The 14670-nt window shown below is 38.0% G+C and carries 16 protein-coding genes; 15 read left to right on the top strand and 1 reads right to left on the bottom strand.

The window, feature by feature from the left end; genetic code table 11:
* Positions 1-353: 353 nt before the first annotated feature.
* From J7E63_RS05270 to lysA, 14 genes are all read left to right on the top strand, one after another.
* Positions 354-581, top strand: coding sequence for a YqzK family protein (locus tag J7E63_RS05270; RefSeq protein ID WP_088088865.1), 228 nt, complete (start codon positions 354-356; stop codon positions 579-581).
* A 5-nt stretch (positions 582-586) separates the two neighbouring features.
* On the top strand, positions 587-1474 hold the full coding sequence (gene xerD, locus J7E63_RS05265; protein ID WP_215010542.1) for a site-specific tyrosine recombinase XerD: 888 nt from the start codon (positions 587-589) through the stop codon (positions 1472-1474).
* A gap of 223 nt (positions 1475-1697) precedes the next feature.
* Positions 1698-2894, top strand: a complete 1197-nt coding sequence (gene deoB / locus J7E63_RS05260) for a phosphopentomutase (RefSeq protein ID WP_215010541.1) — start codon at positions 1698-1700, stop codon at positions 2892-2894.
* 2 nt (positions 2895-2896) lie between these two features.
* A complete protein-coding gene (locus tag J7E63_RS05255) occupies positions 2897-3718 on the top strand; it encodes a purine-nucleoside phosphorylase (protein ID WP_215010540.1) in 822 nt (273 codons plus the stop codon).
* Positions 3719-3791: 73 nt separating this feature from the next.
* Complete coding sequence (locus tag J7E63_RS05250; RefSeq protein WP_215010539.1) at positions 3792-5096, top strand: pyrimidine-nucleoside phosphorylase; 1305 nt, start codon at positions 3792-3794, stop codon at positions 5094-5096.
* 144 nt (positions 5097-5240) lie between these two features.
* The gene (locus J7E63_RS05245; RefSeq protein WP_215010538.1) at positions 5241-6431 is read left to right on the top strand and encodes a D-alanyl-D-alanine carboxypeptidase family protein; all 1191 of its coding nucleotides are present in this window, start codon (positions 5241-5243) and stop codon (positions 6429-6431) included.
* Positions 6432-6574: 143 nt separating this feature from the next.
* Positions 6575-6925 (top strand): anti-sigma F factor antagonist, encoded by a 351-nt coding sequence (gene spoIIAA / locus J7E63_RS05240; protein WP_215010537.1) that lies wholly within the window; start codon positions 6575-6577, stop codon positions 6923-6925.
* On the top strand, positions 6926-7366 hold the full coding sequence (gene spoIIAB / locus J7E63_RS05235; RefSeq protein ID WP_088088858.1) for an anti-sigma F factor: 441 nt from the start codon (positions 6926-6928) through the stop codon (positions 7364-7366).
* A 12-nt stretch (positions 7367-7378) separates the two neighbouring features.
* Positions 7379-8137 (top strand): RNA polymerase sporulation sigma factor SigF, encoded by a 759-nt coding sequence (gene sigF / locus J7E63_RS05230; protein WP_088088857.1) that lies wholly within the window; start codon positions 7379-7381, stop codon positions 8135-8137.
* Between the two features lie 114 nt (positions 8138-8251).
* Positions 8252-8872 carry a stage V sporulation protein AA gene (locus J7E63_RS05225; protein WP_215010536.1) on the top strand — a complete coding sequence of 207 codons (621 nt, stop codon included), beginning with the start codon at positions 8252-8254 and terminating at the stop codon, positions 8870-8872.
* On the top strand, positions 8865-9284 hold the full coding sequence (locus tag J7E63_RS05220) for a stage V sporulation protein AB (RefSeq protein WP_215010550.1): 420 nt from the start codon (positions 8865-8867) through the stop codon (positions 9282-9284). Before J7E63_RS05225 ends, J7E63_RS05220 begins: the two co-directional genes overlap by 8 nt.
* 76 nt (positions 9285-9360) lie before the next feature.
* Complete coding sequence (gene spoVAEA / locus J7E63_RS05215) at positions 9361-9930, top strand: stage V sporulation protein SpoVABEA (protein WP_308161916.1); 570 nt, start codon at positions 9361-9363, stop codon at positions 9928-9930.
* Positions 9917-11407: a spore germination protein gene (locus J7E63_RS05210; RefSeq protein ID WP_215010534.1), complete on the top strand. Its 1491-nt coding sequence runs from the start codon at positions 9917-9919 to the stop codon at positions 11405-11407. The genes spoVAEA and J7E63_RS05210 overlap by 14 nt, the downstream gene beginning before the upstream one ends.
* Positions 11408-11564: 157 nt before the next feature.
* Positions 11565-12869, top strand: coding sequence for a diaminopimelate decarboxylase (gene lysA, locus J7E63_RS05205; protein ID WP_215010533.1), 1305 nt, complete (start codon positions 11565-11567; stop codon positions 12867-12869).
* Positions 12870-12916: 47 nt separating this feature from the next.
* On the opposite strand, the gene J7E63_RS05200 is transcribed toward lysA, so the two are convergent.
* The gene (locus J7E63_RS05200) at positions 12917-13780 is read right to left on the bottom strand and encodes a DUF1002 domain-containing protein (protein ID WP_215010532.1); all 864 of its coding nucleotides are present in this window, start codon (positions 13778-13780) and stop codon (positions 12917-12919) included.
* A gap of 508 nt (positions 13781-14288) precedes the next feature.
* Between J7E63_RS05200 and J7E63_RS05195 the strand changes: the two genes are divergently transcribed.
* Positions 14289-14639 (top strand): GNAT family N-acetyltransferase, encoded by a 351-nt coding sequence (locus J7E63_RS05195; RefSeq protein ID WP_215010531.1) that lies wholly within the window; start codon positions 14289-14291, stop codon positions 14637-14639.
* Positions 14640-14670 lie beyond the last annotated feature (31 nt).

Raw genomic sequence — 14670 nt, 5'->3', positions numbered from 1 at the left:
CGTAATTATTTTCATGGGCGCTGGAGATATTCAAAAATTCCAAGAATCATACGAAAAACAACTTATTAAATAAATGATGTGTGAAAGGTCATTGTTGATTTTATAGCCAAGTTGATTGGAGCGGAAGGCGCGAAGACTCCTGCGGGAGGACGGGGCAGGGGAGACCCCGCAGGCGCGTAGCGCCGAGGAGGCTCCCCGGACCGCCCGCGGAAAGCGAAGCGCCTGGAGCGGAAATCAACAGCCAAGTTTAACAGATTAAAAAAGAACTTCCCCTATATTACCAATGACTAGGTATAAAATTTATCTATTTTGGCATACATTTTACTAGATGATTGGAAATTGGGGGAAGCGGGATGATCTTATTTTTAAAAGCAGCATTAAAAACCTTAAAGGTCTTTATCATATTCACAGGGTGCACGATTCTTTTCTATTATGGTATCATGTTGGTGAATGAAGAATATCAAAATTATCATCGCTATGATGAACCGGAAGGAGCTGCGCTAAAAGTTTCGAACGCAGTGTATGAGGAGGATTCTTCCTTGTTAGATCGGCTGATGTTGTTTTATTTAAATGGGGAGTAAATACGATGGACGAGCAATTAAAGGATTTTTTGGATTATTTAATCGTTGAAAAAGGTTCAGCCAAAAACACAATTATGGCGTATGAGCGAGATTTAAAAAGCTATCTTCATTATTTGATAAATGTCGAATCCGTCCATTCTTTAAATGATGTACAACGTGTACATATTGTCCACTTTTTAAGATTTCTAAAAGAACAGGGGAAATCCTCGAAAACATTGGCACGGCACATCGCCTCTGTCCGTGCATTTCATCAATTTTTATTAAGGGCCAAGGCAACAGATCAAGACCCATCTGTTCAAATAGAAACACCCAGACTTGAAAGATCAATGCCCAATGTATTGAGTTTACAAGAAGTAGAAATCCTGCTGGACACACCTAATACACAAGATCATTTTGGAATAAGGGACAAGGCGATGCTTGAACTGCTATATGCTACAGGTATCCGTGTTAGTGAACTAATAGGTCTTGAGATTGATAATATTCAGTTAACGATGGGGTTTGTTCGTTGTAACGGGAATAAAGAACGAATTATTCCCATTGGACGTGCTGCAGCTGATGCCATAAAACATTACCTGGAAGATGGAAGACCTCGGTTTACATCCGCAAAGCAACAAGATCATGCTTTGTTTTTAAACCATCAAGGGAAGCAGCTAACACGCCAAGGGTTTTGGAAAATATTGAAAAAGCTTGCTAGAGAAGCCGGAATAGATAAAGAACTAACACCACATACCCTTCGCCATTCTTTTGCAACGCATTTGTTAGAAAATGGTGCTGATTTACGAGCAGTCCAAGAAATGTTAGGTCATGCAGATATCTCAACCACACAAATATATACACATGTTTCAAAAACAAAGTTAAAAGACGTCTATAGTAAATTTCATCCTCGAGCTTAATAGAATGAGAGTTCTATAAAAATCATATAATTGTCAAAAAAGCTGCCTGAAATTCGGTGGCTTTTTCCTTGTAATTTTAAAAACATTTAGTACAATAGAGATGTCAGACTTCTGACGAATAGATTTAGATTAGATTTATAATACTAAACTAAAGAGGGCAACCTATTCGTGTGTAATGTTAATATTTGCAAACGTTTTCTACGGAAAAAGGAGGAAGAATTAAATGGCTGCAAATACATATAAACGTATTTTTATTATCGTAATGGACTCGGTTGGTATTGGCGAAGCCCCAGATGCGGAAAAGTTTGGTGACAAGGGTGCAGATACTTTTGGTCATATAGCGGAAAGAATGAATGGTCTGAACATGCCAAATATGGGCAAGTTGGGTTTAAGCAATATCCGTGAAATTAAAGGAATTGAAAAAGCAGAAAAACCATTAGCATATTATACAAAAATGATGGAGGCCTCTAATGGAAAAGATACCATGACAGGTCACTGGGAAATTATGGGCCTGAATATTCAAACCCCTTTTCGTGTATTCCCAGAGGGTTTTCCGGATGAGCTTCTTTCAGAGTTAGAAAAGCGCACAGGCAGAAAAATTATTGGCAATAAGCCCGCTAGCGGAACTGAAATCCTCGTTGAGTTGGGCGAAGAGCATATGAAAACAGGAGCATTGATCGTCTATACTTCTGCAGATTCTGTCCTTCAGATAGCTGCCCATGAAGAAATCATTCCCATTGAAGAGCAATATAAAATCTGCAAAATCGCTCGTGAATTGACTCTTGACGAGAAGTACATGGTTGGCCGTGTCATTGCTAGACCTTTCTTGGGAGAACCAGGCAATTTTAAACGGACTTCTAACCGTCACGACTATGCATTAAAACCATTTGATCGTACAGTTATGAGTGAATTAAAAGATGCTGGCTTCGATGTCATTGCGATCGGAAAAATATCCGATATTTATGATGGAGAAGGTGTAACTCAATCCCTTAGAACAGTTTCTAATATGGATGGAATGGATAAGTTAGTAGAAACATTGGATATGGATTTTACAGGTATTAGTTTTTTAAATCTAGTTGACTTTGATGCATTATACGGCCACCGCCGTGACCCGGAAGGCTATGGTAAAGCACTGGAAGAATATGATGCACGCCTGCCAGAAGTGTTTGCAAAAATGAAAGAAGACGACCTATTAATGATTACTGCAGACCATGGAAATGACCCTGTTGCACCAGGAACTGACCATACTCGTGAATACGTACCTTTACTTGTTTATTCAAAGCGTATGAACGAAGGGAAAGAGCTCCCAATCAGAGAGACCTTTGCGGACCTCGGCGCAACTGTTGCTGAAAACTTCAATGTGAAACTACCTAACTTCGGAAAAAGTTTTTTAAACGAATTAAATTCAAAAGGGGTATAAAAATGAATGCTGAGAAAATTCAAAATGCTGCAGGATTTTTAAAACAAAAATATGAGAGAACGCCCAGAATTGGTCTTATTTTAGGATCTGGCCTCGGTGTCCTAGCGGATGAAATTGAGAACCCTGTAAAAATTCCATATAATCAGATACCTGACTTCCCAATTTCTACAGTTGAAGGTCACGCTGGACAATTAGTGTTTGGTTTATTAAGTGGAGTAGAGGTTGTTGCCATGCAAGGACGATTCCATTTCTATGAAGGATATAGTATGGAAAAAGTAACCTTTCCCGTTCGCGTCATGAAAGAACTTGGAGTTGAAATGTTAATCGTAACCAATGCAGCGGGCGGAGTGAATGAAACCTTCTCTGCAGGGGATTTAATGATAATATCCGATCACATTAATAATATGGGAACAAATCCATTAATCGGACCGAATGATTCCAAGTTTGGTGTCCGCTTCCCTGATATGTCTGAGGCATATACGAAAGAATTACGTGCTGTAGCAAGGGAAATTGCCGACCGCTTAAATATCAAGGTAAAAGAGGGCGTCTATTTCGGAAACCCTGGGCCTGTTTATGAAACGCCTGCTGAAATACGAATGGTGCGCACTTTGGGCGGAGATGCAGTCGGAATGTCGACTGTACCAGAAGTAATCGTTGCCCGTCACAGTGGTATGAAGGTTCTTGGAATTTCTTGTATTTCGAACATGGCAGCAGGAATTCTTGATCAACCACTTACCCATGATGAAGTTATTGAAACAACAGAAAGAGTGAAAGCTGACTTTCTTCAATATATAAAAGAAATTGTAAAAACGATCGCTTTATAACAAAGCGGAAGCGCCCGGTTAGCGGTGTGATATAAATTCTGTTATAGGAAAATTTCGTAAAGTGGTGATTATAATGAGAATGGTTGACTTAATAGAGAAGAAAAGAGATGGACAGGAACTATCAACAGAAGAAATAAATTTTATTATTAAAGGATATACCGATGGTTCGATTCCAGATTACCAAGTTAGCGCCTTAACGATGGCTATCTTTTTCAAAGGGATGACGGAACAGGAAAGAGCCGATTTGACCATGGCCATGGTTGAATCAGGAGATCAAATTGATTTATCACAAATTGAGGGAATTAAAGTTGATAAACATTCTACTGGCGGTGTAGGCGACACAACTACCCTAGTTCTTGGACCTCTGGTGGCTGCACTTGGGGTACCTGTGGCAAAAATGTCGGGGCGCGGCTTAGGCCATACCGGAGGAACAATTGATAAATTAGAAGCAGTAAAAGGCTTCCATGTTGAAATTGAAAATGAAGAATTTATCGACCTTGTTAATAAAAATAAGATTGCTGTCATTGGTCAAAGTGGAAATTTAACTCCTGCAGATAAGAAACTTTATGCTTTACGTGATGTTACAGCAACTGTTGATAGCATTCCACTAATCGCAAGTTCTATCATGAGTAAAAAGATAGCAGCGGGTGCAGATGCCATAGTTCTTGATGTCAAAACCGGCGCGGGTGCATTTATGAAGACACTTGATGATTCTCGGGAATTGGCAAAAGCAATGGTGCGAATTGGGAACAATGTTGGCAGAAGAACAATGGCTGTTATTTCTGACATGAGTCAACCACTTGGTTTTGCGATTGGTAACGCCCTTGAAGTAAAAGAAGCGATTGATACTTTAAAGGGTGAAGGTCCTGAAGACTTAACAGAGCTTTGTTTAACCCTAGGCAGCCACATGGTTTACTTAGCAGAAAAGGCTGGCTCATTAGCAGAAGCACGGACCCTGCTTGAAGGTGTTATAAAGGACGGATCAGCACTTGAAAAATTAAAAGTATTTTTAAGCTCACAAGGTGGGGATGCATCAATTGTTGATGACCCTTCAAAAATGCCTCAAGCAAAGTATACCTTTGAACTTGAAGCCAAAGAAGATGGCTATGTATCCGAAATTGTTGCAGATGAAGTTGGTACAGCGGCGATGATCCTTGGAGCAGGACGAGCAACAAAGGAATCTGTTATTGATTTAGCAGTGGGCCTTGTCTTAAGAAAGAAAATTGGTGACCAAGTCAAAAAAGGCGAATCATTAGTAACGATTTACAGCAACTTCGAAAATGTAGAAGAAGTAAAAACAAAGCTTTATCATAATATTAAAATTTCAGCAACAAAAATAAACGCACCAATCCTTGTCCATGAAGAAATAACAGAATAAAACAGGTTAAAGGGTGTCAGGCACCATGTGAAAAATTCACATGGTGCCTGACACCCTATTTTTATTTTCGCTAGGAGGGAATAATTGTATAAAGTTATTAATTTTGGAAAAAATGGATGCTATAAAGAATGGAGGGTTATGCGAATGAAACGATTTGTCTCTGCGATAGTGACATTTTTTTTACTAACAAGTTTAATGAGTACATCTGCTTTTGCAGCTGAAGAAAAAAAGAATGCTGAAGAAAAGAAGAATGCTGATATCGTCAACAATGTAAAATCCGCTATTTTAATTGAACGTGATACCGGAAAAGTGCTTTATGAGAAAAACAGTAATGAAGAGCTTCCACCTGCAAGTATGACCAAAATTATGACGATGCTTTTAATTATGGAGTCAATCGATCAAGGAAAACTTACTTGGAATGAAAAAGTCAGAGCAAGTGAGTATGCTGCCTCGATGGGCGGTTCACAAATTTTTCTTGAAGCTGGCGAAGAAATGACCACCAAGGAAATGTTAAGAGGAATTGCTATTGGTTCTGGAAATGATGCTTCTGTTGCTATGGCTGAGAGAATTGCAGGGTCAGAAGAAGCATTTGTTGATATGATGAATGATAAGGCCAAAGAACTTGGCTTAAAACATACTTACTTTAAAAATACGACGGGACTCCCGGTCAGTGGTCATTTCAGCACTGCAAGTGATATGGCTATTATGGCGAAGGAACTATTAAAATATGAAGACATTACGAAATTCACCGGGATGTATGAAGCATATCTTCGTGAAAATACAGAAAAAAAATTCTGGCTTGTTAATACCAATAAATTGGTGCGCTTTTATCCTGGTGTGGACGGACTCAAAACCGGCTTTACTGCAGAAGCGAAGTACTGCTTAACAGCAACAGCTCAAAAGAACGGCATGCGCGTAATTGCAGTGGTGTTTGGCGCGCCCACATCCAAGGAAAGAAATGCCCAAGTAACTAAAATGCTTAACTATGCCTTCAACCAATATCAAACCCATCCTATGTATAAACGTAACCAGACAATTGCCCAAGTGAGAATAAGCAAAGGACAGGAAAAGTCTGTGGAGGCTGTAACAAGTGAGCCAATTTCCTTGCTGACTAAAAAGGGCGAAAAAACAGCGGATGTAAAACGTAAGGTGATTATCAATAAAAATCTTAATGCCCCAATTCATAAAGGTGATAAAGTAGGGACCATAAAGTTGATTAAGGACGGAGAGGTGTTTCTAGAAAGTCCTTTATTAGCAAATAAAAATGTAAAAGAAGCTGGATGGTGGACTCTATATAAACGTTCCTTCGGTATGTTTACAAAGGCGGGTAAATAAAGACACTTCCGGGTTTTCGATGTCGAAATAACTAGATATGTCACTTCTTTTAGCGAAAAACAACTTGTTTTGTATTTGGAGAAGGATATTAACACCCGTAAAGAGAATTGACTCACTATACCAGATTAAGGAGGACGTGGATAGTGAGTCTTAATATTAATATGGAAACAAAACATGACGTTCTATGTATTCGTTTAAGCGGTGAATTAGATCACCACACCGCGGATGGACTTCGCGAAAAAGCGATAGCGGTTATTGAAAAAAATGATATTCGTCATATTGTCTTAAATCTGGAACATCTTGCATTTATGGACAGTTCAGGCTTAGGAGTTATATTAGGCAGATACAAACAAATTAAACAGGTGCACGGTGAAATGGTGGTTTGTGCAATTTCCCCTGCAATACAAAGATTATTCGATATGTCTGGTTTATTCAAAATCATAAAAATGGAACCGACAGAAGAATTTGCATTGCAAAGATTGGGGGTGGCCTGAGTGAAGAATGAAATGAATCTTCAATTCAGTGCATTAAGTCAAAATGAGTCCTTTGCCCGTGTAACTGTTGCAGCTTTTATAGCACAACTAGATCCTAATATGGATGAGTTGACAGAAATTAAAACAGTCGTGTCAGAAGCCGTGACCAATGCAATTATACATGGTTATGAAAATGACCCAAATGGAATTGTCTATATTCAAGTAATCATTGAAGATAGTTTAATTGATCTGACAATAAAAGATGTTGGAATGGGAATTGTAGATGTGGAAGAAGCTCGTCAGCCATTATTTACAACAAAACCGGACTTAGAACGTTCCGGTATGGGTTTTACTATCATGGAGAATTTCATGGATGAGGTAGAGGTTCATTCACAGCCAGGTCGAGGAACCGAGGTTAGATTACGAAAGCATTTACAAAACCGCAAAATGCTTTGCAATTAAGGAGACTTGCCAATGGATGTGGAGGTTAAGAACAATAAAGGTCAAACATATTTAAAGGACCATGAAGTAAAAGAGCTCATCAAAAAGAGCCAAGACGGAGACCAAGTATCAAGGGATTTAATCGTTGAAAAGAATATGCGTCTAGTCTGGTCTGTTGTCCAACGGTTTCTTAATCGGGGCTATGACCCTGATGACCTATTCCAGATTGGTTGTATCGGATTATTAAAATCAGTTGATAAATTTGACCTTTCATATGATGTAAAGTTTTCGACATATGCAGTTCCAATGATTATCGGTGAAATCCAGCGATTTATCCGTGACGATGGAACCGTTAAGGTTAGCCGCTCTCTGAAAGAAATGGGAAACAAAATCAGAAAAGCGAAGGATGATTTATCGAAAACGCTTGGAAGAATTCCGACCGTTAACGAGATTTCAGCCCATCTTGAGTTGACACCGGAGGATGTAATCCTTGCTCAAGAAGCAAGCAGGACACCTTCTTCCATTCATGAAACCGTTTATGAAAATGACGGGGACCCGATTACATTACTTGACCAAATTGATGACGGTAATGATGGAAAATGGTTTGATAAAATTGCATTAAAGGAAGCTATCCGTGAATTGGATGAACGGGAAAGACTTATTGTCTATTTACGATATTATAAGGACCAAACACAATCTGAAGTCGCCCTTCGGCTCGGGATTTCTCAGGTACAAGTATCGCGACTTGAAAAAAAAATATTGCAGCAAATGAAAGGCCGTATGGATCTCTGATTCATACGGTTTTTCATTTGTTGAATAACTTTGGGAATTTTTGGATTTCATGAAAAAAATGCTTATTACTCATACTATTTATACGAGGAAATCATTGTGTGGGAAGTGAATGTTTTGGAAGAAACAATATACATCCGCATGCGGAATCGTGTCAAGGCTCCGCCTAAAGAAAAAGTATTGTTAAAGGATATTGCCCAAGTCATTGCCCCAGATGAAGTTCTTTCACATTTACAAACTATGATGATTCATCAATTAACAGATGCGGACCAGAGTATAGTCATCATAGATGTCATGAAAGTAATTCACCTATTAAAAAGTGAATTTGGAGAAATGGAAATTCAAACCATTGGTCCTGCGCAAACCATCATTGAAGTCACGAATAAGAAAAAGGGAGTTTCCATTCCATATTTTCTTTTAATATGGTTTCTCTTATTTTTTGGTTCAGCCATGGCGATCATGAATTTTCATGATGATGTAAGTATGAAGAGTGTACAAGAAAAAATTTATACCATCATTACTGGAAAAGAAGAAACAAAACCATTACTGTTTCAAATTCCCTATTCTATTGGATTAGGCTTGGGAATGATTCTATTTTTTAATCACTTTTTTAAGAAACGTATAAATGACGAACCCAGTCCGCTAGAGGTAGAAATGTTTAATTATCAAATGGATTTAGATAATTACGTGATTATCCATGAAAATAAAGAAAGTATAAAACAAATTAGTGATGATTAGTATTTTAGCCATTATTTTTTTAGGTTTAGCAAGCGGACTGGCAGTAGGTTCTGGTTTTGTGGCTTTTCTTACCGTACTGGGAATTATCCCGAGACTTACACAGCTAACCAAAACAATAAAAATGATCCAACACTATGAATGGGCAGTAGTCTTAGGCGCACTCACGGGGGTAGGAGCGAGCCTTAGGGACCCTATTTTAAATATTCCTTCCTATCCTTTAATTCTCCTTGGAATTACCGGTGGAATTTTTTATGGAATGTTGGCTGCCGCCCTAACAGAGGTATTAAATGTCCTCCCTATTCTCGCCAAAAGAATCCGATTGGATGGAGAGATTGTAATATTGATTATGGCCATCGTTTTAGGGAAGATTTTTGGATCTATCTTCCAATGGGTTTACTTTGTTCATCATTAAACTTTTGAAAACAGTCTAGCACCAGCGCTAAGTAGGCGCTTACGCTTTTCTGATGAAAGGACATCACAGAATGAGCATTCGGAGGCGTGTTATTTTAATAACTGATGGTGATGAATACGCAAAAAGGGCTGTAGAGCATGTTGCTAGTGAAATTGGCGGCAGGTGTATTTCCAGCTCCCAAGGTAATCCGTCAACATTAACCGGTCATGAACTAGTCAAGTTAATAAAAAAAACTCCTCACGATCCTGTATTAGTGATGTTTGATGATAGTGGCATAGTTGGAGAAGGTGCAGGTGAAAATGCATTGAAATTTGTTGCCCAACATAAAGAAATTGAAGTTCTGGGCATCATTGCAGTCGCAGCAAAATCAAGACATGAAGAATGGGCTAGGGTGGACGTAAGCATCGATCGTGATGGGAATTTAACACCATATGGTGTAGATAAATTTGGTATACCAGAGCTTGAAATCGGGAGAATAAATGGTGACACTGTTTACTGCCTCGATGAATTGAAGGTACCTATCATCGTAGGCGTTGGGGATATTGGAAAAATGGCAAGACGTGACTCCTACAAGCAGGGTTCCCCGATAACGAAAAAAGCAGTGGAGCTTATACTTGAAAGGAGTGGCTTTCATGTCAAGAAGTAACGAACAAAAATGGCCAATCCCGGAATCGGTAAATGAAATAGAAAATTATATGAAACAGCGGGTGGGCCTTGGGGTAAGCTTTGATTTTGGAGTAAGGAAATTAAAAGTCCTCAAAAAAGACGTCCATATATACTATGTTAATGGGTTATGTGATACCATTTACATTATTCAATTGATTAAAGAATTAGTAGAAATCAATTATCATGAAAAATTATCGACAGACCTCTTTAAGATTGTTGAAAATAGACTAGTTAATCAATCTGTTGAACAGATTAACCAGCTGGATATCATTGTCGACAAGGTATTATCTGGATTGATTGTTGTTGTAATGGAAGGGGAAAATACTGCTTTTGCCATTGATGTTAGAAGCTATCCAGGCAGGCAGCCTCAAGAGCCCGATACAGAAAAGGTAGTTAGAGGATCACGTGATGGATTTGTTGAAAACATTATTTTGAATACAGCTTTAACAAGACGAAGAATTCGAGATGAACGACTGCGCTTCGAAATGCTAAAGGTAGGCGAACGGTCAAAGTCAGATGTGGCTTTAGGTTACTTAGAAGATGTTGCAGATCCAGATATGATAAATATTATTCGTAAAGAAATAAAAGCAATTGAAACAGACGGAATTCCAATGGCTGATAAAACAATCGAAGAATTTATCTTGAAACAGGGTTGGAATCCATTTCCACTGGTAAGATATACGGAGCGTGCTGATATTGCAGCTACACATATTCTTGAAGGGCATGTTGTGATTTATGTCGACACTTCCCCAAGTGTTATTATCGCTCCTACTACATATTTCCATCATGTACAGCATGCAGAGGAGTTCCGGGAATCACCGGCAATGGGAACGTTTCTGCGCTGGACACGATTTCTAGGTGTTTTAACGTCTATTTTACTACTCCCGTTATGGATGTTATTTGTATTGGAACCTTCTTTATTGCCTGAAAGGCTCTCCTTTATCGGACCAAATGAACAAACCAATATTCCCATTATCGTTCAAATATTTTTAGCGGATTTTGGTCTCGAATTTTTGAGGTTGGCAGCTATTCATACACCAACACCTCTGTCAACGGCAATGGGTTTAATTGCAGCAGTGATGATCGGGCAAATTGCCATAAGTGTAGGTCTCTTTGTTCCTGAGGTAATTTTGTATGTGGCTGTAGCAGGTATTGGCTCTTTTACAACACCTAGTTATGAATTAAGTGTAGCAAACAAAATCGGTCGATTAACACTGTTGATTCTTGTGTCAATCTTTCATCTGCCTGGATTTGTCATTGGGGCAACGGTATTCTTTCTCTTCCTTGTTAAAATACGTGCCCTTAATACACCTTATTTATGGCCATTCCTACCTTTTGAACCGAAAGGATTTTTGCAGATAATTGTCCGCAGAGCAATACCAGGCTCCATTCTCAGACCTAGTATTGTACATCCTAGAAACCGATACAGGCAGCCGCCTAAAGCGAACGAGAAATAATTGCACTTTTCTAGCAGTTATGCTAAAGTATTTTTAATTAAATAAAGGGATAAAGTATTAAAATAGGCAGTATCTTTTGCAGATTCTGTCTATTTATTATTATCTTTTATGATTGTCCGCATAAACTATAGTGAGTGATTGAGAGAGAGGGAAGGGAATGTATTTTTACGGGACAACAGGGGTAAATAAAAATGGAAATTTAGAAATTGGCGGAGTTGATTCTGTTGAGTTGACTAAAGAATTTGGAACTCCCCTTTATGTATATGACGTCGCATTAATGCGCGAGAGAGCACGGTCCTTTAAGCGGGCATTTGAAGAACAAAATATTAAGGCACAAGTGGCCTATGCCAGTAAAGCTTTTTCAACCATTGCGATGATTCAGCTCGCCGAGGAAGAAGGTTTATCACTTGATGTAGTGTCTGGTGGTGAATTGTATACTGCTTTGGCTGCAGGATTCCCAGTCGAGAGAATTCATTTTCATGGAAATAATAAAAGCAGAGAAGAGTTAGAAATGGCATTGGATCAGGAAATTGGCTGTATTGTTGTGGATAATTTTTCGGAACTTGCTCTATTGAAAACAATTTCGATCGAAAAAAATGCCCATGTAAACATCCTGCTAAGGGTAACTCCGGGAATTGAAGCCCATACCCATGATTACATTTTAACTGGGCAGGAAGATTCGAAGTTTGGGTTTGATCTTCAAAATGGACAAGCGGAAGACGCATTAAAAATGGCGCTTGAAATTGAAAACTTTGAGGTACTTGGACTCCATTGCCATATTGGATCACAAATTTTTGAAACAACTGGCTTTTTATTAGCTGCAAAAAAGATTGTCCAAAAAATGGAAGCATGGAAAAAGGAACTTTCCTATGAAGCAAAGGTTTTAAATTTGGGCGGGGGCTTCGGGATCCGCTATACAAAAGAAGATGAACCATTACAACCATTCCAATATGTGAGTGAAATTATACGGGAAGTAAAAAAGTTAACGGAGAGCTACTCTTTAAAAATGCCAGAAATTTGGATAGAGCCAGGTCGTTCACTTGTTGGCGATGCAGGAATTACCCTTTATAAAGTGGGTTCTTCCAAAGAAGTACCTGGTGTTAGAAAGTATTTAGCGGTTGATGGTGGAATGAGTGACAATATTCGACCTGCACTCTATCAGGCGAAATATGAGGCTGTTCTTGCAAATAAGCCATTAACGAAAGCGAATAAAACTGTTTCAATCGCTGGGAAATGCTGTGAATCTGGAGATATGTTGATTTGGGATTTACCGCTTCCAGAAACTGGAGAAGAGGATATACTCGCAGTTTTTTGCACGGGTGCCTACGGCTATTCAATGTCAAATAACTATAATCGAATCCCGCGCCCGGCTGTCGTTTTTGTAGAAAATGGAACAGCAACACTTGTAGTAAAAAGAGAGACCTACGAAGACTTACTACGCCATGATTTGCCGCTGAAATAGAAAAAGCTGCCACTTTGTTTTTGAAGTGGCAGCTTTTTCTGATTCAGTTAGGAGAATATGGATTTAATGGCATCAATGAGCCAAATGAAAAATTGTTTAATTTTTTCTAAGAAACCTTGTCCTTCTTCTGATTGGAGAAATTTAGAAATACGATCTTTAGCTTTATTAAGTTGGTCGCTAACTTGGTTCCAATCAATGTTTAAATCTTTGAGCTTATTAAAAAAGTCCATTAATCGTTTCATTTCTTCATCGGTAAGTTTAACATTTAATTCATTTGCAGCTTGTTCAATGATATTTTGTAATTCTTCATCATTTTTTGGTTTATTCTTAGCAATTTCTTCTTTCACTTTCGCAATTAATGCAGCAGCGTTCTTATCACCAATGGATTCTCCTAGTTTAGCGGTTTCGACCATTTCTTGGTTTGCCGCTTGTTTTACTTCTTCAGGAATCGTTTTATCAGCTGATATTTCATAGGCTTTTATGATACCAGTAAGCGCGGCTGTTCCAGAAACCGTAACCGGGGATGTTATATAAATTTTTGCATCCTTAACACCCGCAGTGATAAGGGCATTGACATACATCTCGTCCGTAACCCAGTTAATATTTTTAGTTTCAACGGTAATCCCAGACCCCTTAGGTTGAATGGTTATAGCTGATGATGATATGGCCTTTGTGCCGATGAATGATTTTGATACGTACTTCCCTAAATATTGATGTTCCTCCTGATTCGATACAGTTACTATTTGTACATCATTTGGAGCACCCATTTCCGTTAAAAGTGTATTCTTTTGCTCATTTGTTAAATTTTCACCTAATGTAACAATCATGTCCCCTTCAGCTATATCAGCAAAAGTGCGGACTGGATTGATAAGTAGCAAACTTAACAATAAGTAAATAAGAATTTTCTTCATAGTTTCCTCCTCGTAACTCTAAAAGGTAGTAAAGAATTGTTGAGACTCTTTTATTAATTAATATAACCGAATCCAATAATAATAACGTAAATATCCACGCCGAAGTTTCATAGATAGTTAATCTTAACAAAAATATGCAAAATTTGTAAGCGGATATAAGCATAATAGATTATTTTTGTAATTTAGTGTAGAATGGAAGTCATGTACAAATCTTCAAAACTTATTTTGGAGGAAGCTTTTTCATGAAGAGAACTAACTGGGTTTTATTTAGTATTCTTATTGGCTTGTCGGTTCTATGGGGAATTATTTATTGGATTTTTATTGGACCCAGACACTAAGAATAATTTTATTGATGATTGACCATTTATTATGTATCATGGTGATTAATGAAACATAATATCTGCGACTACATATAATGAATAATGTTTAATATTGATTTTCTTGGTAAAAATATACTATTGTTAAACCAAATATTTTATCGGTTTATTTAATATAATGAGGGATCTAAATGTTAATTCGTTATAAAAGAACATTCGAAAAAATTGCAATGGGTTTATTATCCTTTATGCCCAGCGAAAAAGACTTAAAAAAGCTCCAACAAACCATGAAGGAATATGAAACAGAAGAGCATTTACAGCTTTTTCTTTGGAAAGAAGAAGATATAATAGGGCTTTTGGGTATCTTGAACCACGATGATACCAATTCTATAGAAATCCTTCATATCTCCGTGAATCCTTCGCATCGTTTTCAGGGAATCGGTAAAAAAATGGTTAAAGCACTGAAAGAAATGTATGCAGAAAAAGAAATTACTGCAAATGAAAATACAGCAGCTTTTATCGAAAAATGTGATTTTTGCTAGATTACATTCAAAAAAGCAGCGAATAATAAAT

Source organism: Bacillus sp. ISL-75 (assembly GCF_018613095.1).
This window is presented reverse-complemented; position numbering and strand designations above follow the sequence as displayed.